Source organism: Staphylococcus caseorum, from assembly GCF_049943195.1.
Lineage (GTDB): Bacteria > Bacillota > Bacilli > Staphylococcales > Staphylococcaceae > Staphylococcus > Staphylococcus equorum_A.
The window spans coordinates 512,141-538,503 of sequence record NZ_JBNFUA010000001.1 but is presented as its reverse complement, the minus strand read 5'-3'; the positions used below and the strand labels follow the sequence as shown (position 1 = coordinate 538,503).

General features: G+C 31.8%; 28 protein-coding genes, 8 tRNA genes and 2 riboswitches. Of the genes, 11 read left to right on the top strand and 25 right to left on the bottom strand.

Annotated elements, in window-relative coordinates:
- Positions 1 to 148: 148 nt before the first annotated feature.
- Positions 149 to 282: riboswitch (FMN riboswitch) on the bottom strand.
- A gap of 284 nt (positions 283 to 566) precedes the next feature.
- The gene (locus tag ACP3TL_RS02950) at positions 567 to 2,036 is read right to left on the bottom strand and encodes an FAD/NAD(P)-binding protein (RefSeq protein WP_046465614.1); all 1,470 of its coding nucleotides are present in this window, start codon (positions 2,034 to 2,036) and stop codon (positions 567 to 569) included.
- Between the two features lie 176 nt (positions 2,037 to 2,212).
- Between ACP3TL_RS02950 and ACP3TL_RS02945 the strand changes: the two genes are divergently transcribed.
- Complete coding sequence (locus ACP3TL_RS02945) at positions 2,213 to 3,139, top strand: osmoprotectant ABC transporter substrate-binding protein (RefSeq protein WP_046465615.1); 927 nt, start codon at positions 2,213 to 2,215, stop codon at positions 3,137 to 3,139.
- Positions 3,140 to 3,691: 552 nt separating this feature from the next.
- On the opposite strand, the gene sagB is transcribed toward ACP3TL_RS02945, so the two are convergent.
- Both sagB and ACP3TL_RS02935 read right to left on the bottom strand, forming a co-directional pair.
- Complete coding sequence (gene sagB / locus ACP3TL_RS02940) at positions 3,692 to 4,543, bottom strand: peptidoglycan release complex glucosaminidase SagB (protein WP_046465616.1); 852 nt, start codon at positions 4,541 to 4,543, stop codon at positions 3,692 to 3,694.
- A gap of 163 nt (positions 4,544 to 4,706) precedes the next feature.
- Positions 4,707 to 4,931 (bottom strand): hypothetical protein, encoded by a 225-nt coding sequence (locus ACP3TL_RS02935; protein ID WP_046465617.1) that lies wholly within the window; start codon positions 4,929 to 4,931, stop codon positions 4,707 to 4,709.
- 220 nt (positions 4,932 to 5,151) lie between these two features.
- Between ACP3TL_RS02935 and ACP3TL_RS02930 the strand changes: the two genes are divergently transcribed.
- On the top strand, positions 5,152 to 5,616 hold the full coding sequence (locus ACP3TL_RS02930; protein WP_277575898.1) for a sigma-70 family RNA polymerase sigma factor: 465 nt from the start codon (positions 5,152 to 5,154) through the stop codon (positions 5,614 to 5,616).
- An 18-nt stretch (positions 5,617 to 5,634) separates the two neighbouring features.
- Positions 5,635 to 6,057 (top strand): competence protein ComK, encoded by a 423-nt coding sequence (locus tag ACP3TL_RS02925; RefSeq protein WP_046465619.1) that lies wholly within the window; start codon positions 5,635 to 5,637, stop codon positions 6,055 to 6,057.
- Positions 6,058 to 6,067: 10 nt separating this feature from the next.
- Here the strand turns inward: ACP3TL_RS02925 and ACP3TL_RS02920 are convergent, their stop codons facing one another.
- The 3 genes from ACP3TL_RS02920 to ACP3TL_RS02910 form a co-directional block, all read right to left on the bottom strand.
- Complete coding sequence (locus ACP3TL_RS02920) at positions 6,068 to 6,517, bottom strand: hypothetical protein (RefSeq protein WP_046465620.1); 450 nt, start codon at positions 6,515 to 6,517, stop codon at positions 6,068 to 6,070.
- 126 nt (positions 6,518 to 6,643) lie between these two features.
- Positions 6,644 to 7,279 carry a pentapeptide repeat-containing protein gene (locus ACP3TL_RS02915; RefSeq protein WP_046465621.1) on the bottom strand — a complete coding sequence of 212 codons (636 nt, stop codon included), beginning with the start codon at positions 7,277 to 7,279 and terminating at the stop codon, positions 6,644 to 6,646.
- A 189-nt stretch (positions 7,280 to 7,468) separates the two neighbouring features.
- Positions 7,469 to 8,182 carry a transaldolase gene (locus tag ACP3TL_RS02910; RefSeq protein WP_285325702.1) on the bottom strand — a complete coding sequence of 238 codons (714 nt, stop codon included), beginning with the start codon at positions 8,180 to 8,182 and terminating at the stop codon, positions 7,469 to 7,471.
- 282 nt (positions 8,183 to 8,464) lie between these two features.
- Here ACP3TL_RS02910 and ACP3TL_RS02905 point away from each other — a divergent pair, with 282 nt between their 5' ends.
- The 3 genes from ACP3TL_RS02905 to ACP3TL_RS02895 all read left to right on the top strand — a co-directional run bounded on the left by ACP3TL_RS02905 (position 8,465) and on the right by ACP3TL_RS02895 (position 9,556).
- Positions 8,465 to 8,770, top strand: coding sequence for a hypothetical protein (locus ACP3TL_RS02905; protein WP_002507278.1), 306 nt, complete (start codon positions 8,465 to 8,467; stop codon positions 8,768 to 8,770).
- A gap of 67 nt (positions 8,771 to 8,837) precedes the next feature.
- A complete protein-coding gene (crcB, locus tag ACP3TL_RS02900; RefSeq protein ID WP_046465623.1) occupies positions 8,838 to 9,203 on the top strand; it encodes a fluoride efflux transporter CrcB in 366 nt (121 codons plus the stop codon).
- Positions 9,200 to 9,556 (top strand): fluoride efflux transporter FluC, encoded by a 357-nt coding sequence (locus tag ACP3TL_RS02895; protein ID WP_046465624.1) that lies wholly within the window; start codon positions 9,200 to 9,202, stop codon positions 9,554 to 9,556. The genes crcB and ACP3TL_RS02895 overlap by 4 nt, the downstream gene beginning before the upstream one ends.
- A 199-nt stretch (positions 9,557 to 9,755) precedes the next feature.
- Here ACP3TL_RS02895 and ACP3TL_RS02890 read toward each other — a convergent pair whose 3' ends face one another.
- From ACP3TL_RS02890 to metK, 3 genes are all read right to left on the bottom strand, one after another.
- Complete coding sequence (locus tag ACP3TL_RS02890) at positions 9,756 to 10,592, bottom strand: aldo/keto reductase (protein ID WP_046465625.1); 837 nt, start codon at positions 10,590 to 10,592, stop codon at positions 9,756 to 9,758.
- Positions 10,593 to 10,788: 196 nt separating this feature from the next.
- Positions 10,789 to 11,697 carry a nuclease-related domain-containing protein gene (locus ACP3TL_RS02885; protein WP_046465626.1) on the bottom strand — a complete coding sequence of 303 codons (909 nt, stop codon included), beginning with the start codon at positions 11,695 to 11,697 and terminating at the stop codon, positions 10,789 to 10,791.
- A 95-nt stretch (positions 11,698 to 11,792) separates the two neighbouring features.
- A complete protein-coding gene (metK, locus tag ACP3TL_RS02880; RefSeq protein ID WP_046465627.1) occupies positions 11,793 to 12,989 on the bottom strand; it encodes a methionine adenosyltransferase in 1,197 nt (398 codons plus the stop codon).
- A gap of 109 nt (positions 12,990 to 13,098) precedes the next feature.
- Positions 13,099 to 13,212, bottom strand: a riboswitch (SAM riboswitch).
- A 175-nt stretch (positions 13,213 to 13,387) separates the two neighbouring features.
- On the opposite strand from metK, the gene pckA reads away from it, so the two are divergent.
- Positions 13,388 to 14,977 (top strand): phosphoenolpyruvate carboxykinase (ATP), encoded by a 1,590-nt coding sequence (pckA, locus tag ACP3TL_RS02875; protein ID WP_046465628.1) that lies wholly within the window; start codon positions 13,388 to 13,390, stop codon positions 14,975 to 14,977.
- Between the two features lie 52 nt (positions 14,978 to 15,029).
- Here pckA and ACP3TL_RS02870 read toward each other — a convergent pair whose 3' ends face one another.
- Complete coding sequence (locus tag ACP3TL_RS02870; protein WP_176722990.1) at positions 15,030 to 15,824, bottom strand: alpha/beta hydrolase family protein; 795 nt, start codon at positions 15,822 to 15,824, stop codon at positions 15,030 to 15,032.
- Positions 15,808 to 16,284 (bottom strand): RNA deprotection pyrophosphohydrolase, encoded by a 477-nt coding sequence (ytkD, locus tag ACP3TL_RS02865; protein WP_046465629.1) that lies wholly within the window; start codon positions 16,282 to 16,284, stop codon positions 15,808 to 15,810. The genes ACP3TL_RS02870 and ytkD overlap by 17 nt, the downstream gene beginning before the upstream one ends.
- A gap of 62 nt (positions 16,285 to 16,346) precedes the next feature.
- On the opposite strand from ytkD, the gene yidD reads away from it, so the two are divergent.
- The gene (gene yidD, locus ACP3TL_RS02860) at positions 16,347 to 16,583 is read left to right on the top strand and encodes a membrane protein insertion efficiency factor YidD (RefSeq protein WP_002507269.1); all 237 of its coding nucleotides are present in this window, start codon (positions 16,347 to 16,349) and stop codon (positions 16,581 to 16,583) included.
- Here the strand turns inward: yidD and menC are convergent.
- Positions 16,580 to 17,584, bottom strand: coding sequence for an o-succinylbenzoate synthase (gene menC, locus ACP3TL_RS02855; RefSeq protein WP_046465630.1), 1,005 nt, complete (start codon positions 17,582 to 17,584; stop codon positions 16,580 to 16,582). The two genes, yidD and menC, sit on opposite strands and share 4 nt — an antisense overlap.
- Positions 17,585 to 17,597: 13 nt before the next feature.
- Positions 17,598 to 18,986 (bottom strand): o-succinylbenzoate--CoA ligase, encoded by a 1,389-nt coding sequence (menE, locus tag ACP3TL_RS02850; RefSeq protein ID WP_285325703.1) that lies wholly within the window; start codon positions 18,984 to 18,986, stop codon positions 17,598 to 17,600.
- 275 nt (positions 18,987 to 19,261) lie between these two features.
- Between menE and ACP3TL_RS02845 the strand changes: the two genes are divergently transcribed.
- The 3 genes from ACP3TL_RS02845 to ACP3TL_RS02835 all read left to right on the top strand — a co-directional run bounded on the left by ACP3TL_RS02845 (position 19,262) and on the right by ACP3TL_RS02835 (position 21,468).
- The gene (locus tag ACP3TL_RS02845) at positions 19,262 to 20,263 is read left to right on the top strand and encodes a glycosyltransferase family 2 protein (protein WP_285325704.1); all 1,002 of its coding nucleotides are present in this window, start codon (positions 19,262 to 19,264) and stop codon (positions 20,261 to 20,263) included.
- 8 nt (positions 20,264 to 20,271) lie between these two features.
- Positions 20,272 to 20,544, top strand: coding sequence for a hypothetical protein (locus ACP3TL_RS02840; RefSeq protein WP_046465633.1), 273 nt, complete (start codon positions 20,272 to 20,274; stop codon positions 20,542 to 20,544).
- 360 nt (positions 20,545 to 20,904) lie between these two features.
- Positions 20,905 to 21,468, top strand: a complete 564-nt coding sequence (locus ACP3TL_RS02835; protein WP_046465634.1) for a PepSY domain-containing protein — start codon at positions 20,905 to 20,907, stop codon at positions 21,466 to 21,468.
- Between the two features lie 73 nt (positions 21,469 to 21,541).
- Here the strand turns inward: ACP3TL_RS02835 and ACP3TL_RS02830 are convergent, their stop codons facing one another.
- The 12 genes from ACP3TL_RS02830 to hemH all read right to left on the bottom strand — a co-directional run bounded on the left by ACP3TL_RS02830 (position 21,542) and on the right by hemH (position 26,347).
- The gene (locus ACP3TL_RS02830) at positions 21,542 to 21,982 is read right to left on the bottom strand and encodes a carboxymuconolactone decarboxylase family protein (RefSeq protein ID WP_046465635.1); all 441 of its coding nucleotides are present in this window, start codon (positions 21,980 to 21,982) and stop codon (positions 21,542 to 21,544) included.
- A gap of 185 nt (positions 21,983 to 22,167) precedes the next feature.
- Positions 22,168 to 22,256: transfer RNA gene (locus ACP3TL_RS02825), tRNA-Ser, on the bottom strand.
- A 45-nt stretch (positions 22,257 to 22,301) separates the two neighbouring features.
- Positions 22,302 to 22,373: transfer RNA gene (locus ACP3TL_RS02820), tRNA-Glu, on the bottom strand.
- Between the two features lie 3 nt (positions 22,374 to 22,376).
- A tRNA-Asn gene (locus ACP3TL_RS02815) sits at positions 22,377 to 22,451 on the bottom strand.
- Between the two features lie 10 nt (positions 22,452 to 22,461).
- Positions 22,462 to 22,535: transfer RNA gene (locus ACP3TL_RS02810), tRNA-Gly, on the bottom strand.
- A gap of 14 nt (positions 22,536 to 22,549) precedes the next feature.
- Positions 22,550 to 22,625: transfer RNA gene (locus ACP3TL_RS02805), tRNA-His, on the bottom strand.
- A gap of 19 nt (positions 22,626 to 22,644) precedes the next feature.
- Positions 22,645 to 22,717: transfer RNA gene (locus ACP3TL_RS02800), tRNA-Phe, on the bottom strand.
- A 10-nt stretch (positions 22,718 to 22,727) separates the two neighbouring features.
- Positions 22,728 to 22,803 (bottom strand) — tRNA-Asp (locus ACP3TL_RS02795).
- A gap of 12 nt (positions 22,804 to 22,815) precedes the next feature.
- Positions 22,816 to 22,887: transfer RNA gene (locus ACP3TL_RS02790), tRNA-Met, on the bottom strand.
- A 374-nt stretch (positions 22,888 to 23,261) separates the two neighbouring features.
- Entirely contained in the window at positions 23,262 to 23,819 is a 558-nt protein-coding gene (locus ACP3TL_RS02785; RefSeq protein ID WP_046466345.1) for an RBBP9/YdeN family alpha/beta hydrolase, read from the bottom strand.
- Between the two features lie 192 nt (positions 23,820 to 24,011).
- Entirely contained in the window at positions 24,012 to 25,406 is a 1,395-nt protein-coding gene (gene hemY, locus ACP3TL_RS02780) for a protoporphyrinogen oxidase (RefSeq protein ID WP_285325705.1), read from the bottom strand.
- Between the two features lie 17 nt (positions 25,407 to 25,423).
- Positions 25,424 to 26,347, bottom strand: coding sequence for a ferrochelatase (gene hemH, locus ACP3TL_RS02775; protein WP_046466343.1), 924 nt, complete (start codon positions 26,345 to 26,347; stop codon positions 25,424 to 25,426).
- Positions 26,348 to 26,363: the final 16 nt, after the last annotated feature.

Here is a 26,363-nt window from a genome sequence, read left to right as displayed (position 1 = left end):
ATAATAAAAAAACACCTGAAATAAAATATTTCAGGTGTGGGATATATATTGATATAACATCATTAGCTTCAAGTTAAATACACTTATCCATTTTCAAACATAAGTGTATGCCAAATAAACACTTAAAAAGTGTCGTTTTTGTTATACTTCATTCTTTCTCCCATCCAGACTTTACTGTCGGCTCTAGAATCTCACTAGATCAGCCACATTTGAATAATCAAATGCAGGTCGCAGGCTTTGTTTACTGCCGGTTGGGAATTTCACCCTGCCCCGAAAGAATATCTATGAAATTGTAATTAATGATTGAGTCAAGTAACTCTTACTAAGTTACACCAATATCGTACTACATTTTAGGCAGAATGACAATTCATATTATCTAAGTCGGCTTTATTTTTAACGTATTCTTATTATTAAAATGCTTTAAATACTAATAAGAAAAGCTTTTTACTTAAATTAATGAAAAAATAAATTAATTTTTATTATGATTTTTATAACCTTAATAATCTAGTTATCATTTAACAGATTAACCTCTCGAAACCATACAGTTAATGTTTTTATTTTTGTAATTACTTATTCGGTAATAACTGATTTACTATGCTAACTGCTTGTTTAACTATCATTGCTACACCATTTCGAGACTGATTGATTCCATTTGTTAATTGACCTAATGCGTACATGTGTTTAAGTGTTCCATAGCGAGGGCTTATAATTTGATTTGTTTCAGCAATAATTTGAATACCACCAAGTGGATGCGCTTGTACAACCTGTCTATTTTCAAGATTCAAAACCAATTGATCATCACTATCAAGATCTGAAAGTTGGGTTTTTGAACCAGTTGCGTTGATTACGACATCAAATTTATGGTTTGCCTCTGTTTCATTTTTATATTTGAAACAAAATTGACTTGCTTCATATTGAACATCCTCTAGACCACTTTTAATTTCAATAGTCCCATTTTTGATATGATCTATAATTAATCGAGCTGTGCGTGGAGGCATTGGATTAGAATTATCCTTTAATATAGATTGGTAATCTTTTAAAAATTGTTTTTGATCTTCCCTACTGAAACTATTCCAAATCCAATTTAAATTCTCTTTTACTAATTCAAGTATACTTTGGAATGCCCCTAATTCAGTTGCGTGTTCTAAATCATATGTTAAATCCTTCACAGGGTCATTTTGTCTACGGTGCACTAATTTTTCAATTGCAATATCATAATATGCACAATCTTTCATAAATAAATTTAGTGCTTTTTCCAAAGGTACGTTTCCAAAATTTTCGTTCTTTATTGCATTAAAATTTTCAGGTGTTAAGTATTTAAATTCAATGTCAGGCATTTCGCCTCTCACGCTTGGCAATTGACCTTTGCGACTTGTTATAGTAATTGGTAATTTAGGATGATGTGCAGTAACATAACGAATTACATCTAAAGATGCTAAACCTGTGCCAATGATCGCAATTCTGTCAGTATCCTTCACATCATCTAACGTATTATAAGTTGGATATGGTGTGTGAATATATCCTTTTTTTCCTTTCAAATGGTACGGATCATGGTATGACAGTGTACCAATCGTTAAAAATACAGCATCATACTTTTGACAATTCGACATGTCTTTCGAAGTACAAACATAATATTTAACATCCGTTTGACCTACATCAGCCTCAATGAAAACTTCTGACACTTCTTTTTTAATCATCTGGACATTTTCAAATTGCTGATTATATTTTTCTAAAAAATCTTTCATATAATGACCAAATATAAACCTTGGTAAATACTCCGGATTAGAAAACTTAAATATCGATTGAGATTTGTACCATTCGTAAAATTCACCTTGATTATCTAAATTTAAAGACATTTGTTTCGCAGGCATATTGATTAATAATTGATCACTGTCATTTTGAAAAGGTACACCTTGCCCCATATTTTTAGGATTATCGTACATGTCTATATTCATTGTTGCAAAATTATCATGTTTCACTAATTCCTTTAGCAAGCTTACACCCGCTGTGCCCATTCCTATGATAGCTATTCGCATTGTACACATCCTTATTAAATTTATTTATATTCATTATAGCAATGATTAACCTTATATTACATGCTAATGTATTCAACTACCGTACAATTTAGCGTTGTTATAATATTTTGATAAATATGTTAATATTAATATATTGAAAAAATATTATTTCTGTACTTATTTTAAGGAGCTAGACAATGAAATTTTTAAAACATTTATTATTTTTAATTATAGCAAGCACAATATTATTATCCGGTTGTGGATTGCCAGGACTTGGTGGAAGTCAATCAAAGAACGAGATTAAAGTTTCAGCTTTGGCTACGAGTGAGTCTCAAATCATGGCGTATATGATCATAGATCTTATCGAACATGATACAAAAGGTAAAACTAAAGGTTCAATCATTAATAACTTAGGCTCAGCTACAATCCAGCATAATGCGCTAATGAATAACGATGCTGATATTTCGAGCACGCGATATACTGGGACAGATTTAGTGGGTGTCCTTGAGTCTGAACCCGTTACTGACCCTAAAAAAGCGATGGCTTTAACTAAAAAATTGTTTCAGCAAAAATTTAATCAGACCTTTTTTGATTCATATGGTTTTGAAAATACCTTTGCCTTTATGGTAACCAAAGAAACTGCTGAAAAATATGATTTACATACTGTTTCAGATTTAGAAAAAGTAAAAGATCAAGTAGACGTAGGCACAGATACAACTTGGATTAAACGTGGGGGCGATGGTTATGCACCTTTCCAAGCACATTATGGTTTTGCTTTTGATTCTATTAAACCGATGCAAATCGGACTCGTTTACGATGCTTTGAAAAGTAAAAAATTAGATGTTGCACTAGGCTATACGACTGATGGTAGAATTGCAGCTTATGATTTAGTAGTACTTGAAGATGATAAAAAGTTCTTCCCAACATATGATGCAAGTGCTGTAGCACCAAATAAACTTTTAAAAGAACAACCAGAAGTTAAGAAATCACTTAATAAATTGAACGATAAAATAAGTACGGAGCAAATGCAAAAATTAAATTATGAAGCAGATGGAGAAGGCAAAGAGCCCGCAGTTGTTGCAGAAGAATTTTTAAAAGAGCACAATTACTTTGAAAAAGAATAATGCTCAGTATATACACCTGTATGTAGTTATTGATGTATCTTCACACCCATTTAATGTTAATATGTTGGCATAGATTAGGATGTGATAATATGAAATTTACTATAAAAGTGTTTATATCAGCGCTCATGTTCTTCATTCTTATAAGCAAAAAAAACAAAGTAGAATAATAAAAAAGAGTTTCCAAAATTGGAGACTCTTTTTTTTATATAAATTATGAAATTAATAAACAAGGCTTACTTCAAGAGAATAATATCAATTAAAAAATAGGATTTATAGATGTTCTGCCATTATCAATTGATTGATTCAACATAATAAACACCACCACTGTTTAATTTATATATATTATAATATTGGCAGTAATTTGGTCCGACTCCTGACTCGTTAATAAATCACTAGCTGAAGACCACAGGCTAAGGCAGTGCCAGCGGAAAGCGTGCACAAAAAAACTGCCAACAAAGTCAGAGGCTTTGTTGGCAGTCTGAAACCAACTACTTTTATAGCAATTGGTTTTCTTCGTTCTATTGTATTAGAACTAATATTTCAAATACTTATCTAATTTTTGTGCTTTTCATCATCTTTATAAACAAAATATTTATAATATTTGCCTTCTGTTTTCATATCTTCATAGAAATGAGCCATTAAAGTCGCATTACTTTCAGCCCATTTAATGTCTGTAGCATATTGATGTTCTCCTGGATTTTTAGGATTCCATCTCATACTATAAAGCGTATTTTGATCTTCATTAGATAAAAAGTGATCATGAATGAAGTTAGCACCACCACTAATCGCTTTTTGTGGTGTGTCCCAGCCATGTTTTTTAGCATATTCTGAACCTGTTTTAATCGGATCTTCATCAAGTGCACCTACACCAAAGAAGTTATAATATTTTTTACCATCAATTTCTACACCACTTGCAAGCTCACTTTTAGCAGAGCCTGTTTCAAGTAACGCATGTGAAATTAAATAAACTTCATTAACGTGCTTGTCTTGTGCTGCTTTTATAAAATCATCTGAATGCTCTAACAATGTAGGGTTATCTATGAGCATGCGTTTTATTCTATTTTCATCAATACCTTGATACTTATCTAATTCTAAAAATTGGTATTTTTGCGTATCACTTTCAATAAATTCACTACTGTTCATCGCAGCTTTTATCTCAGTAGATGACGCATCTCTCCATGTTTTATTATCTTTGCTTGAAACTTGTTGGCTAGTATAATTATCAATTTGTTTTTTAGATGCTTTATCCAAAGTTACTTTAAGATTTTCTACTTTTTCTTGTTCGTCAACTTCTTTAAAAAAGATTTGATCTGAGATCATTGAAAAAACAACAACCGCAGCTACACCTAAGACTATCAATAAACCAATGATTGATAGAATTGAGCCTTTTTTATGCTTCGTCATGTTTACACCTCTTAGGTAATAATTAGGAAGGACACGCCTTCGTCATATGTATCATAGCTTTAAAGCCATCCGATAATAAAGTTTAACACTAATTACTTGAACAGACAATTTAATATGAACGTTGTTACATATTCATAAAAAAAGTAATGAAATTTTAATTTCATTACTCTTGACTTTTATAATAATCCATTATAATAAAGCTTGCAGCTTGTGATCTATTTTTATAAAAATAACGATTTAAATCAATCGTACCTTCTATTTCCCCATCTCGATACATCATTTCTTTTGCCATGTTGTTTATCATAACAAAATCTGATTTATCTTTAATCGTATCCAAATCATCATGCCTTGCAAAAAAATGTTCTAAATTTAAATATGCGTAATCCATATAAACCTCCTGATAATTGTCCGAAGATAATAATATACCTCTAAAGTGTTATATCTTTAAGTTGAATACGCGCTAATGTTATAAAACTTAAAATTTATCTATCTTATGACTACTATTTAACACCTATTATCCCTATTTGGCAAATGAAAATTACTATTTCTTATAATAAAATAATAACATCCGGAAATATATGTTGTATATACGACAATGGAGAGCATGAATGACCTTTGAAGAAGTTTATAAAAAGTACAAACATATTATTCATTATCTATTAAAAAAGTACAATATTCAGTACAATTATGATGAATATGCTCAACTCCTCTTAATTAAAATGTGGGAGCTAAGCAAAATCTACAATTCACAAAAAAGCAGCTCATTAAACACCTTCTTATATTCACGATTAAATTTCTATTTGATAGACCTTTTCCGCAAACACCAACCACTACTTCTAGTTGATCCTTTAAAACAAGAAGTTAAAGCTTCTTTAAGTAATGATGATTATGACAGTATGCTAGTTTTCCAACAATTTTTATCGTTATTGACTGATAAAGAACGACAATGGTTACGATTAAAATTTGCAGGACTTAAACAATATGAAATTGCAAAACTTCTAAATTGTTCTGTCTCAACTTTAAAAAACTATCAAAAACGAATTCAACAAAAACATTTAAAATTTTATACCTAAGATTGAGGTGAATATGATATGACGCCACTTACTCAATTACTTTATTTCAAAACAGTTCTTGGACCAGAAACATTAACAATATGCCAATATACTACACACCAATTCACTTACCCTACTACAATTAATCTCACATTAAATTATTTTTTAGAATCACGACATTTATCTTTAACACTTCAGACGAAACAAGCCAAACAATTACTAAAAATACGCAAGATCGTTCCAATATTTATTAATAGCGATATAACATTATTTCCAGTAAAACCACAGCGCTCACCAATACAATATTATATTAACGCAATCCCAATCACTGGATTAAAGTCAAAAGGAACACAAACAATTATATATTTTGAGAACGCTACCTATATTACAGTTAATGCTTCCTATATATTTATTCATAAAAAATGGCAAGAAAGTTTAACACTTTCTCACCATTTAACTTAACACGATTCAACTATAGTGCTTTATTATGCTTATATTCTAATAATTTTTTCGTAAAATAAGCAGTTACCATTTTAATCAAATATAAACTAACGATTAATAGTAATATTGAGCCAATCAAGGTCAAAATAACAGTGGTTGTAGATAATTGCACTTCAGGTTTAATAAAGTATTGCACAGATGATAGACTTGTCAAAAAACCAAATAAAAACAAACCTAAGAGCACGATATATGTGATTAAAATACCTATAAGCAATGCAAATAATTGTGTTGATGATACAACTTTCTCTTTAAAGACATATTCCTTTAAAAATTGATTTGAAAATGCAATAGGACGATTAAAATTTTGTCCATCACTAGACTTAGTAACTTTCTCTAATACTTCATTCAATTGATTTTTTTCTTTTTTATTTAAAAACCATAATTGCTTTTTAACTTTTTGTTTAAAGATATCTAGTTTCATAAATGTTTCTCCTTTAGAACTTTCACAGTACACTATACTCATTAAATAATAAATCAATTATCTAAGTTATTCAATTAAATTTTATAATATTTGTATTAACTTTAATTTTATCGATTTTTATTTCATCTAATCTACGATAACTAAGCCCATTAATGCTGCAAATTGTACAGCTTGATTTCTAGAAACTTTGCAACCTAATAAGTCTTCTTTATTAACCACAAATGACTCAAAATAAGATTGGCTCAAATCACAATCTTTTAATGGGGTTTGGTAAATTGATAAATGCTCTAAATTACTATTGTCAAAAACAACCTTTTTCAAATTTGAATTATGAAATTCAGCATTTTCAAAGTTACTTTTTTGTGTCATCAGTGCTTCTATCTTAGAGTCCACAACACTTATAAAATCAGCTTTCACTTCATCAAACACTGTATTTCCAAACCTCATATAGTTAAATAAAGTTCCGGTCATACGACAATTTTTAAATGTCACTCTATGTATGGAACCATGATCCATTTTCGTATTCGAGAAATCGCAATTTTCAAAAATAACATCTGTAAAATCAGCGCGACCTAAATCAGAGTTAGAAAAATCACAATCCTTGATATATGAACCATAAACTACAAATCTTTGTAAAACTTTATTACTTAAATTAGCATTTTGTATTTCCGCAACTTCGACTATATCATCTTCATCTTGAAAAATTTCTTCTAATTCTTTGAGTTCTAAATTTGCGCTGATTTTGGGTTGTTGTATTTTCATAAATCATCTTCCCCTCTATATCATTCATAGTTTAATCGAACAAGTATATATATTTGATATTTAAGAACTTCAATAGTATAACAGATATCTTATCATTCTATACTTATGCTCAATATAAAAGCTGAGACAACTCATTTAGAATGAATTGCCTCAGCTTATTATTTGAAATTTAAATTTCTTAATCTTCTATTAAAGAATAGATAATCCTGAACTTTGAATATCTTTAGCAAATCCTTGTACTGTATCAACTGATAATTCGTTAATATCACGGCCAAGGTTGTTATTTACTTTTTTAACAACGTCTGCAGGACATGTAATGATATCTGCGCCAACTTCATCCGCTTGGATTACATTGAATACTTCACGACAGCTTGCCCAAAGTAATTTAACGCCTTTTTTACTATGTGTTACTTCTGCTGCATCTTTCATCATTGGAATTGGATCTACACCAGTATCAGCAATACGACCAGCAAATACTGATACATATGTTGGAACACCTTCTGTTACAGCTTCTGTAATTTCTTTAACTTGATCTAAAGTATAAACAGCAGTTACATTTAAACGTACATTGTCTGCTGATAATTTTTTAATTAGAGAAATAGTTGATTCACCTTTTGTGTTTACGACTGGAATTTTAACAAATACGTTTTCACCATATTGTTTCAAAATTTCAGCTTCTTTTTCCATTGTTTCTAAATCATCTGCGAATACTTCGAATGAAATAGAAGCATCAGGAATTTCACGAACAGCTTCTTCTGCGAAAGCTTTATAATCTGTTACACCTGCTTTTGCCATTAAACTAGGGTTAGTAGTAAAACCATCTACTTGTTTATTTTTGTAAGCTGTTTTCATTTCTTCAATATCTGCACCATCTGCAAACACTTCAACATTTAATTTTGCCATTACTAATTCCTCCTGACTTAAATAAATAATTCAATAAAGAATTATTCTTATAACGGTTATTAACCATACAACTCATTTATACCACCATTAATCACTAAATTCTAATTTTTTGCTTAAATTGTCAAAATCTTTAGAGTAAAAAGAAACATTAAGCTACTTAAAGCTCTATATTGTTATGTTTTACTATAAATCTAAATATATATATATTCTAAATTTACAAATTAGTTAATTTTTTGTAAATCTATGGTATTATTATTTAATGAATTGTACTAGGAGGTAAATATGGCACGTTCAAAACTTTATTTTTATTTATCTAGTTTATTGGTTATTATTAGCTTGTATTTTAATACTAGAAATCCTCTAATTACTATGCATTTTAGTTCAATGATCAAATTAATTTTTGTTTGTAGTATTATTAACGCTATAATTTTAATAATTTCAATTATTTTAGCAGATAAATCAATTAAACACTTACATGAAAATTCTGGATGGGTTAGAAAAGCAAGTAAAATATTACCTTATGTGATATTAGTAGTGCTTATCATCCATATCGTTGCTTCACTATCAACGTTTGGTATTATTTTCTAATTAATGCTACAAAAGTTATAATACTTTTGTAGTTTTTTATTTTTTGTCGAGAGGAAGAATAAAAACAATGCAATACTTATATATTTTTATAGGCGGCGCGATTGGTGCTTTACTAAGATATCTATTAACATTCATCAATCAAACTACTGAATTTCCAGCAGGCACATTTATTGCTAATGTTGTTGGCGCTTTCTTAATGGGACTTATTGGAACGATGACTATAAAGTATTTTAGAAATAATCCATTACTTAAAAAAGGTATAACTACTGGATTTTTAGGCGCACTCACTACTTTTTCTACTTTTCAATTTGAGCTTGTTTCGTTTTTAGAACAACAAGCATATTTATTAATGATTTTATACGCTTTAAGTAGTTATATTATAGGTATACTTGTCTGTTATCTTGGTGTGAAAATGGGGGCTCGTATATCATGACACAATTACTGTTAGTTATGTTAGGTGGCGGTCTCGGAGCTGTAATCAGAGGATTTATTACTAACGTTTGTACAAGTAGATTTAATAGTAAGCTACCTATTGCAACGCCAATTGTTAATATATTAGGCAGTTTAATAATTGGTTTATTGATGGGTATGACATTAAATATAGATTGGGTCCATCCCTTTGTAGTTGTCGGCGTTCTCGGTGGATTAACTACATTTTCTACTTTATCTTCAGAGTTAGTCAAATTACTAACATCCGAAAAGAACATTTTTAACTTTTTAATTTATTCTTTACTGCAATATGGCGTTTCATTTTTATCCTGTTTATTAGGATACATCATGATTTAGCCGATTAATTGAAATTCAGATGCATATAAATACAATAGGTATTAATAACTTCAATCACCATCCTTATTATAAAAATAGTTAAACATACGGCTTAACTATAAAAAGACTTAAAAAGGACCAATCTATTTGAAAAAACAAATAGATTGGTCCTTTTCTATTTAAGAAGTGCGTATTTGTAACTCACTCTCTTCTTTTCATACTAGTGCCCACTATATTCAGATGGATCTGGTCCAATTCTTCTATCTTCGTTGAGTTTATCTAATTTCTCAATTTGGGCTGATGTTAATTGGAAATCAAATACATTTAAATTTTCTTCTATTCTAGAAGGCGTTACTGATTTAGGTATTACTACAACACCATGTTCTATGTTCCAACGAATAATCACTTGTGCTGGTGATTTCCCTACTTCAGATGCAACACTTTTTACAGTATCATCTTCTAAAATTTGCGCATTCATGAGTGGTGACCATGATTCCATGTGAATATTTTGTACTTCTAAATATCTGCTTAATGATTCTTGCAATAAATATGGATGGAATTCAACTTGGTTAAGCACAGGTTTAATAGAAACTTGGGCTAACAACGCTTCAAAATGCTCTGTTTTAAAATTACTTACACCAATGTTTTTCACTCTGTCATTTTTGTATAAATCTTCCATACCTTGCCAAGTATCTATCATTAAAGCTTCATCTGTACCTGGCCAATGCATGAGATACAAATCTAGGTAATCTAATCCAAGTTTATTTAAACTCGTTTCATAAGCATCTGCAACGTTTTCACGGCCATAATCTGCTAACCATAATTTAGATGTGATAAACAAATCACTTCTTTGCTTACCTGTAGCTACTAAACCTTCTGCGATACCTTCCCCTACTTTTTCTTCGTTATCATATACCATTGCCGTATCTATATGTGTGTAACCATTTTCTATCGCATGTTTTACTGATGCTTTACATTCGTCACTGTTTTCGACACGAAACGTACCTAAACCAACAATTGGCATTTCATTGCCATTATAAAAAGTTACATGTTCCAAATTAAAATCCCCTTTTCTATTTAGATAACTATTATATTAATCAATTTTCTTTAAATTATAAATTAAAAGGACTTTAATTTACCAAATTATCTCGAATTAATACTTAAAATGCATTGTTCAGACATTTAAAAATTCAACAAAAAAAGATAGATAACCTATATGGCTACCTATCTTTTTAAAAATTAAGTATTTCACCTTAATTAAATGTTTCTATTTCATCCATAACACGTTGTAAATCTTCAACATTGTATTGAATTCGACCGTGGAATACAAATTTATTAAAGAACTCATCAAGTTGCTCTGCACCCACTAGCACTTTAGTATTTGAACTTTGTGCATAATTTGAGATTGTTACAGCACCTTCATTTTTAGGATTGAAGTATAAAATAGTAGTTGGTGTGAATTTTAAATTGAGTTCTGTTTGAATATCACCGGCAAGTTTTTCAATTTCATTTAAGTGCGCTGTATAATTTACAAACGATAATGATTGCGTATCTTCATTCTGATCTAACACAAGTGTTTGTGGTGTATGCTTATCAAGATCTAAAGTATTAAATACCTGCTCCATCATTGGTTGTTCTTTGAATTGGGCTGCACTAACACCATTATAAACATGCCCTTTCAATAATTGAGAATCTATGATGTATAAACCAGTACGTGTCAGTACTAAATGACTGATACGTTGAACATCGCTAAATTCATTTCTAGGTAAAAATATATTAGCCATAATGTGCATATCTTCAGGACGTATTCTTTTCTCATTTACAAGACGTTCACGGATACCAATCAATCTCATGTCAGTTACATATTCACTATGGTTCTTAGAAAATAATTTTAAAGCATCAATTTCTCTATCTTTAGAACTAACTGTAGCTGCATAATCTTCCTTTTGCTTCGTTACATTTTTTTTATTTTCTATTCTTTCTTTTTCCAACTCTTCTTCATGCTCATCGCTTAATTTTTGTTCTCTAGATTTATACTGCTCTTCAGCGTTTTTTTGCGCTTTCTTTTTACTTTTTAAAGCAAGCATAAATAATATCAAACAAATGACTGCTACGATGATTGCCACGATTAAACCAATTTCTATTGGCCCTAATGAATTCATAACAAAAACGCTCCTTTATGTGTTCAGTAACTTAATTATAATAGATAATAGCTCATCATTCGATAGAAAAGTCCAGAAAATTAAATTTTAGTTTTTTATGCTTCTACAGAATCTTTTAATAGGTTTACTTTATCTAATTTTTCCCATGGTAATAAGATATCTGTACGGCCAAAATGGCCATAGGCAGCTGTTTGTTTATAGATTGGATGTTTTAAATCTAACATTTTAATAATGCCAGCAGGTCTTAAGTCAAAATGCGTGCGTACCGCTTCTACCAACTCATCTTCACTTACGCTACTTGTTCCAAATGTATCAATAGAAATTGAAACTGGTTCAGCAACACCAATTGCATATGCTAATTGTACTTCACATTTGTCTGCTAATTTAGCCGCTACAATATTTTTAGCTACATAACGTGCAGCATAAGCAGCAGAACGGTCAACTTTTGTTGGGTCCTTACCACTGAAACAACCTCCACCATGACGTGCATAACCACCATATGTGTCTACAATAATTTTACGACCAGTAAGTCCAGCATCTCCTTGAGGACCACCAATCACAAAACGACCAGTAGGATTAATATAAAACTTAGTGTCTTCATCTAATAGATGTTCAGGCACTGTTGGATAAATAACGTGCGCTTTAATGTCATCTTGTATTTGTTGCAATTCAGTATCTTCTGCATGTTGCGTAGAAACAACGATAGTATCTATACGTTGCGGCTTATCCTGTTCATCATATTCAACCGTTACTTGCACTTTCCCATCTGGGCGTAAATATTTTAATATTTCATCTTTACGCACATCAGATAATTTCTTAGCAAGTTGATGTGATAAGAAGATTGGTAAAGGCATATACGTATCCGTTTCATTTGTAGCATAACCAAACATTAAGCCTTGGTCACCAGCACCAGTTGCTTCAATTTCTTCTTCTGATGCATCTTCACGATACTCTAATGCTGTGTCAACACCTTGCGCGATGTCAGGAGATTGCTCATCAATTGCAGTTAATACGGCCATGGTTTGACTGTCATACCCATATTTTGCACGTGTGTAACCAATCTCTTTAATTGTTTCTCTTACTACTTTTGGAATATCAACGTAAGTTGTTGTAGATATTTCACCTGAAATTAACGCCATACCAGTAGTTACCGTAGTTTCACAAGCGACCCTTGCATTAGGATCGTCTTTTAAAATCTCATCTAATATTGCATCAGATACTTGATCCGCTATTTTGTCCGGGTGCCCTTCTGTTACAGATTCTGAAGTGAATAATCTTCTATTGTATGTCATAATTTGCTCCTTTAGTTTTAAATTACGAAAATTCTCTCTCTGTTGAGCTCATTAAAAAAGGCCTTCATCACTATATTAAATAGAGAGAAGGCCCTTATACGTCCATTCGCTCTTATCGTTCAGACGATATATGTCTGCAAACGGTTTGGCACCTTTCTTCGTATTAACGAAGAGGTTGCTGGGCTTCATTGGGTCCATGTCCCTCCGCCACTCAGGATAAGAGAATCCGTTAAGTCCTATAGTACCTAATCTATGATATATTGTCAATTTAACAATTATTAATATTTATTTAAAATTTCTAAAATTCCTTTTAATATGATGTGGACTATTAATTCATATGTGTTATACTCTTTAATTGTAAAGGCTTACATTAACTAAATAGCGTTGGAGGGATTAGTATGGCGGTAGATACATACACATACACAAGCAAGATTGAAAGTATATTAGAGAAACCATCATCATTATTTCAACTATCTACAACACAGTTGTATAACAAAATTTTAAATAATGATGAAGGTGCATTGACTGAACTTGGAGCAATTAACGCTAAAACAGGTAAATACACAGGTCGTTCTCCAAAAGATAAGTTTATTGTAAATGAACCATCTTATAGAGATGACATCGATTGGGGAAACATAAATCAACCTATCGAAGAAGAAACGTTCTTAAATTTGTATGATAAAGTTTTAGCCCATTTAAACAAAAAAGATGAACTTTATGTATTTAATGGTTATGCAGGTAGTGATGAAGATTCACAATTAAAACTCACTGTCATTAATGAGTTAGCTTGGCATAATTTATTCGCACAAAATATGTTCATTCGCCCAAGTACTAAAGAAGAAGCTAGCGAAATCAAATCAGATTTCACTATTGTTTCAGCACCTTCTTTTAAAGCAGTTCCTGAAGTTGATGGCACAAACTCCGAAACATTTATAATTACCTCTTTCAAACATAAAGTGATATTGATTGGTGGCACTGAATATGCTGGAGAAATGAAAAAAGGAATTTTCTCAGTAATGAACTACTTACTCCCTAAAGATAAAATCATGAGCATGCACTGTTCGGCTAACGTTGGCGATAAAGGTGATGTAGCATTGTTCTTCGGTTTATCTGGCACAGGTAAAACAACACTTTCTGCTGACCCAACACGCAAACTGATTGGTGATGATGAGCATGGTTGGAATGAAAACGGCATTTTCAATATTGAAGGTGGCTGTTATGCTAAAGCAATTAACCTTTCCTATAAAAAAGAACCGCAAATTTACGACGCAATTAAATATGGTACTATTTTAGAAAACGTAGTTGTCGATGAAGATGGTGATGTAGACTTCGATGATAACTACTACACTGAAAACACTAGAGCTGCCTATCCAATTGATCATATCGATAATATCGTGACACCATCTAAAGCAGCACATCCGAATACAATTATTTTCTTAACTGCTGATGCTTTTGGTGTATTACCACCTATTTCTAAACTATCTAAAGATCAAGCGATGTACCATTTCCTTAGTGGTTTCACAGCTAAATTAGCTGGTACAGAACGTGGTGTCACAGAGCCAGAACCATCATTTTCAACTTGTTTCGGTTCACCATTCTTACCTCTCAACGCAAAAGTATATGCAGACTTATTAGGAAATTTAATTGATAAACATGGTGTAGATGTTTATCTAGTTAATACAGGTTGGACTGGTGGCCAATACGGGCTCGGACGTCGCATTAGCCTTAACTATACAAGACAAATGGTAAACCAAGCTATTACTGGGCAATTAAGTGAAATTGAATATATGAAAGATGATATGTTTGGATTAGATATCCCAGTAGAAATTGAAGGTGTACCACAGACATTATTAAACCCTATTAATGCTTGGAGTAAGCCAGAAGCATATAGAGAGCAAGCCCAAGATTTAATTAACCGTTTTAAACATAATTTCGAAAAATTCGGTACAGAAGTAGAAGATTTAGCTAACAATGGCGGTTTCAAATAAGTTAAATAAATAAAAAAGGCATAAACTACGAAAGCATTGTAGTTCATGTCTTTTATTTTTCATTATAATTTTGTTTAATATGCTGGGCTTCAACATCTGTCATCCATTGTTTGATGGTCGACAATGTAGATTTTAATGCAAAAGGTCTAGGAATATGCCCTTCTTTCATTTGATAAAATGTGCGATAAGTCATACCTATACGATTTAATTGTTCCGCTAAATAATACGCTTGATGAATACCAACTTGATGATCTTTTCCACCGTGTACTATTAAAATTGGTGGGCTATCCTCAGTAATTTGAGAAACTGCATCTCGTTGCCTATACGCTTCAGCGTTCTTTTTAGGATGACCAATCATACGTTTAAGCATTCCTCTTAAGTCTACACGCTCTTCATACATTAAATATATATCAGAGACGCCACCCCAAATTATATAACTAGATATTGGTAAATCTTGAAATGTTAATAACCCTTGTAGACCACCTCTAGAAAATCCAACCATATGAATATGTACCTCTGGATACATATGGTTTAACATTCTAATTGCAACAGTAACGTCGTTTAAATCCTCACCGTAAAATGCATCTTTTCCTTCACTGCCATTATTCCCTCGATAATATGGACCGAAAACTAATGTATGATCGTCTGCAAATTGCATTAAACGTCCTGTACGTACCATACCTACTTGCCCTTTTCCACCTCGTAAATAAATTACAATTCTTTCAACATTAGCTTTAGGTGCCATTAAGAGGCCACGCACTTTTAACGCATCGACACGATATGTGACTTCTTCAAAAAAATGTGTTGATGATTCAACTGGCATACGTTTTCTATGAATAAAATCCAAGCTCCATCACTCTCTCTAAACATTGTAAAATTGCTGCATCTTTCAATAAATAGCTTTTACGTTCTTCTGGAATATCATAAACATTATTATAAAATAAAGGTCCATTTGTTTCTAAATAGTCGTTTTGTTGCGCTACATCCTTAACGACAACCATAAATACATCTTTAGTAAAGCTTAATCCATTTTGTCTTTCTACACGATATTGCGCAATATAATTACACTTTTTTATCGTTGCACCTGTTTCTTCAAATAATTCTCTAGCTGCTGCTACTTCACTGGATTCTCCTATTTCTTTTTTGCCACCAGGAAACTCTATACCTCTCAATTTATGATTGGTAAACAGCAACTCTCCTTGAAATATAGGTATAATCAGGACATGGTTACCATCAGCATGATTTTTGTCATTTTTATATGATAAAAACACATCATCATTTTCGCTATCTTTAAACTTCACGTTCATCCTTCTCCCTTTAATTATGTTAAACTATCTATGCTAAGTTATTTGTTGGAGGCAAAATTATAATGAAAACATTGTTCCTAGGACTTATACGTATTTATCAACGTTTCATTTCGCCAATGACACCTGCTACATGTCGCTTCTATCCTACTTGCTCTGAATATACGAGAGAAGCGATACAAGTCTATGGTGCATTTAAAGGTACGTGGTTAGGTGTTAAAAGAATTTCGAAATGCCATCCACTTCATAAAGGTGGCTTTGACCCAGTACCATTAAAGAAAAAAGAAAAGAAAAAAGATTAATAAACGCGCTTTAATTGTGCTGTATTAACAACGGGAGGTTCAAAATATATTGAATCTCCTTTTAATATGCCTGCATTATTTACTATATCATTTTTAAAATAATAACCTTCTGGTGTGATATCGCTTGGATAGTCAGCAAATTGAGCTAACAATGCGGTGAAATATCTACTCAATCCATATTCATACATACCACCGATAATAATTTTGATATCTTTTGCTTTTAATACGTTAATGATTTCTAACACTTTATCTACTCCACCCAATCTAAATGGTTTCAACACAACTACATCAATAGGATTATTAGCAATGATTTCCATAATTTGATCTTGAGATAATGCTTTTTCATCAATTGCGATTGGTGGTAGTTCAGACTTAGTAAAAGCCTCTAGTTTATCTAACGATTTAAAAGGTTCTTCGATATAGAGTAATGATTTATTAGCCAGTTGTTTTAACTTGTGCGACTCATTATCTTGAATAGATTCATTCGCATCTATTGCGATATCCGGTTGAAAATCTAATTGTTTTAACATTTCAATATTTTGTAGTATATGCTGTGACCATTTTATTTTAACACGTTGTGGTTGGGTATCTACAAGTTGCTTTAAATTCCCTTCAGTCAAACCACTGACTGTTGCGCCATAAGGAACATTAAATGAATGCATTTCATAAAACATTTGATAAAAAGCCATTACTAGCATGCTTCTTGTAGCTGGATATGCCATCAAACAACCTAATGTTGCTTGCGCCTCTCCAAAATGATTAAACGTTTCATTTTGGTATTGTTTAATCCATTTCTCAGTTTGGCAGCGTACAACTTCTATCGTTTCTGGTGAGTACCAATCCGTCTCAAAAGCATTACATTCACCAAAATAATGTTGATTCGTATCAGTAATTAATTCAATAATTAATACCTTCCGGCAACTCAATTTAATTTTCGGCGTCACAATAGCATGTTTAAAACTAGCATTATATTCGTATAATTTCACTGCTTGTAATTTCATATCCACCTCGAATTTAAAGTTTCAAACGGTTTCTCTGTAGCTTTCCTGTTGATGTATAGGGTAATGATTCAACACGTACAAATTGCTTAGGTATTTTATATTTTGCTAAATTTTGTTTGAAATGTTCTAATAATTGCGCCTCAGATATTGTTATATTCGCAACGTAATATAAATATGGGACTTCCCCCCAAGTATCATCTTCTATGCCGACACACATCGCATCTTCTATGCCAAAATAATTCTTAGCAACTGACTCAATTTGATAAGGATAGATATTTTCTCCACCACTGATTATTAAATCTTTTCTGCGATCATAAACCATGACATAACCTTCATCATCTATTTCTGCAATGTCACCAGTATTAAAATAGCCTGCTTCAAAAGTATCCTGCTTATTTTCAGGATATAGATAACCTTGCATAACGTTATCTCCTTTGATTAACAATTCACCATGACCTTGCGTATTTGGAGCTTTAATTTTTACATCAACATTTTCACTCGGTTTACCTACTGTATCATAACGATGTGCTAACATCTCTGGTGAAGCAGTTAAAAACTGCGAACACGTTTCTGTCATACCGAAGGAATTATATATTGGCAATGTACTTTGAAGTGCTTGATCAATCAAAGCACTAGAGAGTTTCGCACCACCAAGTAATATCTTTTGAACATGATAAGGTTGATTAAACCCTTCATCCATTAACCATTTTAATGTTTGTGGTACGAGTGACACATGTGTAGGTAATTCTTCTTTTATAATATTTAACATAGCTGCAGAATTAAATTTAGATGCTATACGAACTGTAAAGCCTTCAATTAATGCTCTTAATACTACGCTTAATCCTGAAATATGATAAATAGGCAATACCGATAACCATTTAGTATTCTGATCAAACCCAAGGCTTTCTTTACAACCACTTGCACTTGCATAATGATTGCTAAATGTCTGTGGCACAGCTTTTTGAGGCCCTGTTGTCCCTGATGTAAACATAATTGATGCAATACGTTCTATTGAAAATAATGCTTCAAATTGCTTATCATCCAAATTAGTCCATAAGTTTTCAAAATTAACTATATGAATACCTTCTAATTGTATTGGCTCACGTGCTATCACAGTATCAACCTCAATTGATGCCATTTGTGCAAGCATTTCCTTCTTAGTCAGCCTTGTATTTAACATAGCAATTTCAATTCCAGCTAGCCACGCTGCATTAATTAAAATGACAGATGCTATCGAATTATCGATATATAATCCAATTCTTGGCTTATCTAATTGTTTTAATTGATATGCTAATCTCGAAGCATATTGATAGGTCTTATTAAATGAAATTTGCTTTGTGCCATCATCTATAAACACCTTTTCACCATTTAGTTCTGCTTGTTTTTTCAACCAAAATTCCACGCCTACATTCCTCCATCTCATATTATATTATAACGCTTTTATTATTATTTAACATGGTCCAAATCTTCACTTTAATGTTATGACTACGCAAAGGTTTTATAAGTTAAATTTTTAGTCACACATTCTAATTTTTAAAGCTTGTTATTAATTCAAATAGCTTTTGAATTTTCATACATAGGTTTTTTTACATTTACTGTTATATTTTTCACACTTTACTAAACCTTATTCCATCTCATATTTAACTTTGCTATTTTAGTTTAAAGGAGTGATTTCTTATGAAAAAGGTTAGTGTCATTATGCCTACATATAATAATGGAAAAATGATTTCTCGTACTATCGATTCAATTCTAAATCAAACTATGAGCCATAAAGATTTTGAATTAATAATTATAGATGATCATTCAAACGATATTGAAACCATTGAAACTATTAAAGCATATTGGGTTAATTATAAGCATTTAATAAAATTTAAAAGATTAAATAAAAATACAGGAAGCGCAAGTGCTCCTAGAAACAAAGGCATAAGCATGAGTAATTCGGAGTACATTTTCTTCTTAGATTCTGATGATTACTTGCATGAAAGAGCGTTAGAGGACCTTTACATATATGGGAAAGAAAATAATAGTGATTTAATTATTGGTAAGTATGGTGTGGAAGGAAAAGGTAGAGGTGTTCCGAAAGCAGTGTTTGAAAATGGTAATGTGCCAAGGGCAGATATTATAGAAAACAGTTTATTTTATGCATTATCAGTTTTAAAAATGTTTAAAAGTAATATTATACATAAAAATAAAATTCGTTTTAAAACAAATGCTAAAACTGCAGAGGACCAACTTTTCACTATAGAATTCCTAATGAATTCAAAAAATTATTCTATTAAAACTGATTATGAATACTACGTTGTTGTGAATGATTTCTTGAAAAAAAATCATCTATCTACTAAAAAAAGCACACCGAAACAATATTTTTCTACTATAAATAATATCTATAACGCTATATATTGCAGTAAAGTATACAAAAAGCGAGTGCTCCGTGACAAACTTGCAGCGAAGTATACGACAAGGCTATTTAGACATGGACAGAATAAACATTTTTCAATTAGTAAAATGAGTTATAAAGAGAAAAAAGAATGGCTTAAATATTTATCAAAAACTATAAATGAAGTTCCTAGAACCGCAGATACATATGTAACACCTATATTTGATTTAAAATTAGAGGCTATACGACAAAATAACCTATTAGCTGTGATGACTGCAGATAAATTATTAAAAGGTGGTTAAAGATATAATTGGAAAACTTTAATTATGAAAATAGACATTACTTAGCATTGAATCAAGAAGATTTAAAACTAAACAAAGAAAAAATTGAATGGATATTCACCAATTATGAGCAAATTCCATTTTCAGTTAAATGGAACAAAAATAAAACACCAATATTAATGATGAATGGGTATAAAATAGCAAGTATTAGCAATTTAAAAAGTCATATAAACATTCATGATTTAAAAGGAGAATTTAATTTTAATAATACCCCTCTTCTCCGTGTATCTTGTAGATTTTAAATCATTATAAGATGATAAGTTAACGAGCCATTTAAGTGATTGTATTCTATTTCTAAAATTGTTTCAACAATTTAATTAACTACATAGGTGATATCATTGTTTGATATGAACATCGAAGTTTCCATTGGCAGCATTAACTGAGTCACATTAAAAAAATACAGACAAACATGTGCTTTCAAAATTGGAATATTATAAATAGAAAATATGTTTAATTTATCATTTTTAGTTATTTATACTCAAAAATATAAATTTTTCCACGCTAAAATCTCTCAAAAACTATTTTTTCTTTTATTTTATAGTTTAAAAGTATTATTAATGGGTATATACTAGTTAATGAATCATTTACAAGGAGAGATAAAAATGAAATTAAAATTGGTGACTGCGGTTGCACTATCAGGTATTTTGCTTACAGCATGTGGTAATGGAGATTCAGAGAGCGATACTAAATCTGAGGATTCTAGTAATAAAGATACAGATAAACAAGTTATTGCTTTAGATAAAATCAAAACAAGCCCTGAAGATGCTATTAAAAAAGCACAAGATGAATATAGCGGACAAGACTTAAAAGGGATCTCTTATGAAAAGAGTAATGGTGAATGGGCTTATAAAATAGAGCAACAAAAAAATGGTGAAGAATCAGAAGTTATCATTTCTGATAAAAACAAAGAAGTTTTAAATAAAAATACTGAAAATGAAGATTCAGTAAATGAAAATGAAGCCTTTAAATATAGTGATGCCATCGATTATAAAGATGCTATCAAAAAAGGACAAGAAGAATTTGATGGCGACATCAAAGAATGGTCCCTATCTGAAGATGATGGCAAACTCGTTTACGATTTAGACCTAAAAGATGATAGTACTAAGCACGAAATCACAATAGATGCTAAAAGTGGCGATGTACTAAACAATGAACAAGATGATTAAAAAGCACTAAATAATAAAGGAGAATCAATATTAAATTATTGATTCTCCTTTATTATTTCTATAAATTTATGACTTACACGATATGTTTATTCCCCATAGAAATAGATAATCTATTCCACATATTAATTTGATTAATGATTAATATTAAGTCTGTGTACTCCTCTTCTGTATACACTTTACGAACTTCGTTAAATAGTTCCTCTGTAACGCCATTTACAGTAATATTTGTCACTGCTTCTGCAAGTTTAAAAGCTAGTTTATCTTTTACAGAATATATATTTGTTTCATGCCATGCGTTTAATAAATAAATTTCTTCTTCTGATACTTTCATTTTTCTAGCATCTGCAGTATGCATACCAATACAAAAAGCGCAGCCGTTTATTTGAGAAACGCGTATTTTAATCAACTCTCGTAACTTTCTATTAATAGATGTTTTCTTTAATTGTTTTTCCAAATCCATAATTAATGCCATTTCTTCCCTAGCAATTTCATAATAATCTATTCTATTTTCCAAGTATGAGCCCCCTGTAATTATGATTTTCAAGCTTTCTAATTTCTAATTCAGTATAGTTTTTAAATATAAAAATCACAATTTCTTTGTTTAGCACCCATCTTTTAATAGTTAGACGAAATAAAAAACCCCCACTACATCAACATTCTAAGGAATGATGAGTAATGAGGATAATCATAATCAAATAGCGGAGAGTGAGGGATTCGAACCCTCGAGACGCTTGTGACGTCTACACACTTTCCAGGCGTGCTCCTTCGGCCAACTCGGACAACTCTCCAATAGAATATAAAAAAACAGAAGCGATATTTCACTTCTGTTTGTATGACCCCGACGGGACTCGAACCCGTGTTACCGCCGTGAAAGGGCGGTGTCTTAACCGCTTGACCACGGGGCCATATGGCTCCACAGGTAGGACTCGAACCTACGACCGATCGGTTAACAGCCGATAGCTCTACCACTGAGCTACTGTGGAATAATTAAAATGGAGCGGGTGATGGGAATCGAACCCACAACATCAGCTTGGAAGGCTGAGGTTTTCCCATTAAACTACACCCGCTTAATTAATCATTATGGGGCGGATGATGGGGATCGAACCCACGCGTGTCGGAACCACAATCCGATGTGTTAACCACTTCACCACAACCGCCAAAGCTAATATTAAAAAATGGTTCAGGACAGAGTCGAACTGCCGACACATGGAGCTTCAATCCATTGCTCTACCAACTGAGCTACTGAACCATAATGATAATGGCGGTCTCGACGGGAATCGAACCCGCGATCTCCTGCGTGACAGGCAGGCGTGTTAACCGCTACACTACGAGACCTAAAATAAAAAATTGCGGGAGGCGGATTTGAACCACCGACCTTCGGGTTATGAGCCCGACGAGCTACCGCTGCTCCATCCCGCGGTAATATTATTAATGACGCCTACCCAATTAATATACCATGAATCTTTACTTAATGTCAACAACTTTTTAAAAGTAATTTACATTGGCTTAATCAGGAGTTAAAACTTTAATGCGATAATTGATGTTTGCACATCCCTATCAATCAATACTAACTTAGTATATAAATTTCCAACACTTTAGTCAATAACTTTTATAAACTATTTTGTGTAAAAAAGGAATATAATAATAATATTTTATCTTTAGTTCCTTATTTATACAAAATTCTATTGTTTTCATACTTAAATACTACATTTATAGTGATGTCATTACATTCAATATTGTACATTAAAGAACAATAACTAACTAAATAATGTTCTTTAATGTCAAATAGTAAATTACTTACTCATAATGCCTTGCATTTTTCCATGTAAAATTGTGAATGTAGTGAAGCCATCATCTTCTATAAAGTGGCCACCGTTCTCTGTAACTTTACATACACCATTTAATGTATCCATTAATCTTTTAGTTTCTAAATACGATACATATTCATCATTTTTAGAACATAAACCATAAAATTGATCTACTTTATTTTTAACAATCTCATAATCGATTGCTTTTGTTTCAGGATCGATGTAGGCATCTATTTCTTCCGCGTCATCCATAAAGCCTGCAACACTAAACAATCCTTCGATGTGGTTTATATTCATTTCTTCTATATACTTTAGTGATGCTAAAGTACCAAAACCATGTGTTATAAAATACGTTTCATATTTTTTTACAGTGATCTGGTCTTTCATTCTTTCCACCCACTGCTCAAGATTATCATTTTCTTCTACTGGTAAATCAAATAATGTTACATTGTAACCTTCTAAAATAAGATTATTAGCTAACCATTTATACCAATGATTTGTGGCATCTCCAATTTTTGAATGTACAATTATAATATCTGTCATAACTACTCCCCCTGTACAATAGCTCATAAACCATTGTTATATTGCTACTGCATACGTTTCTACTACACTATATATTAAGTATCTCACAATTATTATAAATATTAAATTATCCAACAATTAAAAATATAAAAATAAGCCGCTACTTCGATATAACAACTTATTATATCGAAAAACGGCTCTTTAAACTTTCTATTATAGTTCAGCTATTAATTCTTCGACAGCATTTTTGCCTTGTTGAATACAATCAGGTAACCCTACTGCTTCAAATGAGGCACCAGTAATACGTAGTCTTGGATAGCTTGTTTTAATATGTGTTTGTACTTCTTTAATACGATCTATATGGCCTACATGGTATTGCGGCATGCTTTTAGGTAATCTATTCACGATGCTGAAATCTGGTGCACCTTTAAATGTCATCATTTGACTCAAATCTTTTTTAACAATGTTTACAATTTCCTCATCTGTGTGATCGTCCACGACCGTGTCATCAGGTTTACCTACGTATGCACGAATAAGTACTTTACCTTCTGGTGTTGTAAATGGCCATTTTTTACTTGTCCATGTACATGCAGTGATACTTGTCTTACTTGTACGCGCAATGACAAATCCGGTACCGTCATATGTGTTTTCAATATTTTCTTCATCAAAAGCTAATACGACTGTTGCCACAGTCGTAGAATTCATTGTATTGAAATAGTCAAAGGAAGGATCATTGCCAAACCATTGCATAAATGTTTGGTGTGGCGTAGCAACTAGGACACCATCATATTCAGTTTTCGTTTCTGATGTGACGATTTCATAAGATTTTTGAGCAACAATAATATCTTGAATAGGCGTATTAAACTCTATTTTGACACCTAGATTTAATACATATTTTGTTAAAGCCTCTATAAATGAACTCAGACCATGTCTGAATTGCTTGAATTGCCCTTTTGGCGCACCTGGATATAGTTGACGTTGTTTTTGTCGCTGTTCTTTTTCATATCGCATACCTTTAATTAAACTGCCAAATTGTTCTTCTCTTTGTTTGAATTCTGGAAACGTACTCATCAAACTCAAGTCATCTATATTCGTACCGTAAATGCCACCCATTAGAGGTTCTATTAAGTTTTCTAACACTTCATCCCCTAGACGTTGGCGGAAAAATGATCCTACTGAAATATCATGGTTCATTTCTATCGATTTCTTAAATAAATCTAATCCAGCTGTTAATTTACCCGTAGGAGAAATTAATTTTGTCTTTAAAAATGGTTTAATGTCAGTTGGTACACCTAAAATTGATCCGCCCGGTATTGGAAATAATTTATTTTTAGCATATATAAAAGACTGTCCTGTTTGGTTTGTAATAAGGTCATTTTCTAAACCAATTTCTTTAGCAATATCTTTCATTATCTGTTTGCGTCCTAAATAGGATTCTGGCCCAAGTTCAATGGTGTAACCTTCAGTTCTATATGTTTGAATTTTACCACCAGCTCTATTAGATGCTTCATATATAGTGACATCAATATCAGGTCGTTGTTTTTTAATAAAATATGCACTTGATAAACCTGTAATACCAGCACCAATAATCGCAATACTTTTAGTCAAAACAGTTCACGCTTCCTTTAATAAACATTTTTGATTTCATCAACGATTGCCCCAATAAACAATGGGTCCGTATTAGGCATTGAGGGACGGAAATAGTTAACGCCTAATTCGTCGCAGACTACTTTACATTCATAATCATTATCGTATAACACTTCTAAATGTTCACATACAAAACCAACAGGAGTGTAAATGAAATTTTTATAGCCATATTCTTTATATAATGCCCTAGTTAAATCTTGAACATCAGGCCCTAACCACGGTGTGCCAGTGTTACCTTCTGATTGCCATCCTTCAGCTACATGGAGAATATTAGAATGTTCTTCTAATAATTGTGCCGTATGGTGTAATTCATTTGGATATGGATCATTATTTTGCTCAATAAGTCCTTTTGGCAGGCTATGCGCTGATACAACTAACACTGTTTCATTATGTTCTTCTTCTGGAATTTCCGATAATGACTCATTCACTTTTTCTGTCCAATATTGAATGAATTTAGGTTGTTGATAATAGTGTTCTACATGTTTAAATGTAATACCATATTTATCCGCTTCTTTTTGCGCTCTCGTATTATACGAACCTACTGAGAAACTAGAATAGTGTGGCGCCAATACTACTGTAACTGCTTCTTCTATACCTTCATCATGCATTGATTGAACCGCATCTTCTATAAAAGGATGTATGTGTTTCAAACCAATGTATAATTTAAATTCAACCTCACTGTAAGCTTCGTTTAGTGCATCACAAAGCGTTTCAGCTTGGCGATTGGTTGTATTAGCTAATGGTGATAGCCCACCGATATGTTTGTATCTGTCTTTTAAATCTTGTAATTCTGCTTCAGTAGGTTTTTTCCCATGTCTAATATCTGTGTAGTAAGCCTCAATATCACTTTCTTGATATGGTGTTCCATATGCCATAACTAATAAGCCTATTGTTTTTGTCATTTTTAAATCATCCTTT

Bases quoted from the DNA above. Each gene is read 5' to 3' on its own strand.
- metK (WP_046465627.1), bottom strand. From the start codon at position 12,989: ATGACATACAATAGAAGATTATTCACTTCAGAATCTGTAACAGAAGGG.
- pckA (WP_046465628.1), top strand. From the start codon at position 13,388: ATGGCGGTAGATACATACACATACACAAGCAAGATTGAAAGTATATTA.
- ACP3TL_RS02935 (WP_046465617.1), bottom strand. From the start codon at position 4,931: ATGGATTACGCATATTTAAATTTAGAACATTTTTTTGCAAGGCATGAT.
- sagB (WP_046465616.1), bottom strand. From the start codon at position 4,543: ATGACGAAGCATAAAAAAGGCTCAATTCTATCAATCATTGGTTTATTG.
- ACP3TL_RS02895 (WP_046465624.1), top strand. From the start codon at position 9,200: ATGACACAATTACTGTTAGTTATGTTAGGTGGCGGTCTCGGAGCTGTA.
- yidD (WP_002507269.1), top strand. From the start codon at position 16,347: ATGAAAACATTGTTCCTAGGACTTATACGTATTTATCAACGTTTCATT.
- ACP3TL_RS02920 (WP_046465620.1), bottom strand. From the start codon at position 6,517: ATGAAACTAGATATCTTTAAACAAAAAGTTAAAAAGCAATTATGGTTT.
- ACP3TL_RS02930 (WP_277575898.1), top strand. From the start codon at position 5,152: ATGACCTTTGAAGAAGTTTATAAAAAGTACAAACATATTATTCATTAT.
- ACP3TL_RS02885 (WP_046465626.1), bottom strand. From the start codon at position 11,697: ATGAATTCATTAGGGCCAATAGAAATTGGTTTAATCGTGGCAATCATC.
- menC (WP_046465630.1), bottom strand. From the start codon at position 17,584: ATGAAATTACAAGCAGTGAAATTATACGAATATAATGCTAGTTTTAAA.
- ACP3TL_RS02845 (WP_285325704.1), top strand. From the start codon at position 19,262: ATGAAAAAGGTTAGTGTCATTATGCCTACATATAATAATGGAAAAATG.
- ytkD (WP_046465629.1), bottom strand. From the start codon at position 16,284: ATGAACGTGAAGTTTAAAGATAGCGAAAATGATGATGTGTTTTTATCA.
- hemH (WP_046466343.1), bottom strand. From the start codon at position 26,347: ATGACAAAAACAATAGGCTTATTAGTTATGGCATATGGAACACCATAT.
- ACP3TL_RS02910 (WP_285325702.1), bottom strand. From the start codon at position 8,182: ATGGCAAAATTAAATGTTGAAGTGTTTGCAGATGGTGCAGATATTGAA.
- ACP3TL_RS02915 (WP_046465621.1), bottom strand. From the start codon at position 7,279: ATGAAAATACAACAACCCAAAATCAGCGCAAATTTAGAACTCAAAGAA.
- ACP3TL_RS02925 (WP_046465619.1), top strand. From the start codon at position 5,635: ATGACGCCACTTACTCAATTACTTTATTTCAAAACAGTTCTTGGACCA.
- ACP3TL_RS02945 (WP_046465615.1), top strand. From the start codon at position 2,213: ATGAAATTTTTAAAACATTTATTATTTTTAATTATAGCAAGCACAATA.
- ACP3TL_RS02785 (WP_046466345.1), bottom strand. From the start codon at position 23,819: ATGACAGATATTATAATTGTACATTCAAAAATTGGAGATGCCACAAAT.
- crcB (WP_046465623.1), top strand. From the start codon at position 8,838: ATGCAATACTTATATATTTTTATAGGCGGCGCGATTGGTGCTTTACTA.
- ACP3TL_RS02905 (WP_002507278.1), top strand. From the start codon at position 8,465: ATGGCACGTTCAAAACTTTATTTTTATTTATCTAGTTTATTGGTTATT.
- ACP3TL_RS02950 (WP_046465614.1), bottom strand. From the start codon at position 2,036: ATGCGAATAGCTATCATAGGAATGGGCACAGCGGGTGTAAGCTTGCTA.
- ACP3TL_RS02835 (WP_046465634.1), top strand. From the start codon at position 20,905: ATGAAATTAAAATTGGTGACTGCGGTTGCACTATCAGGTATTTTGCTT.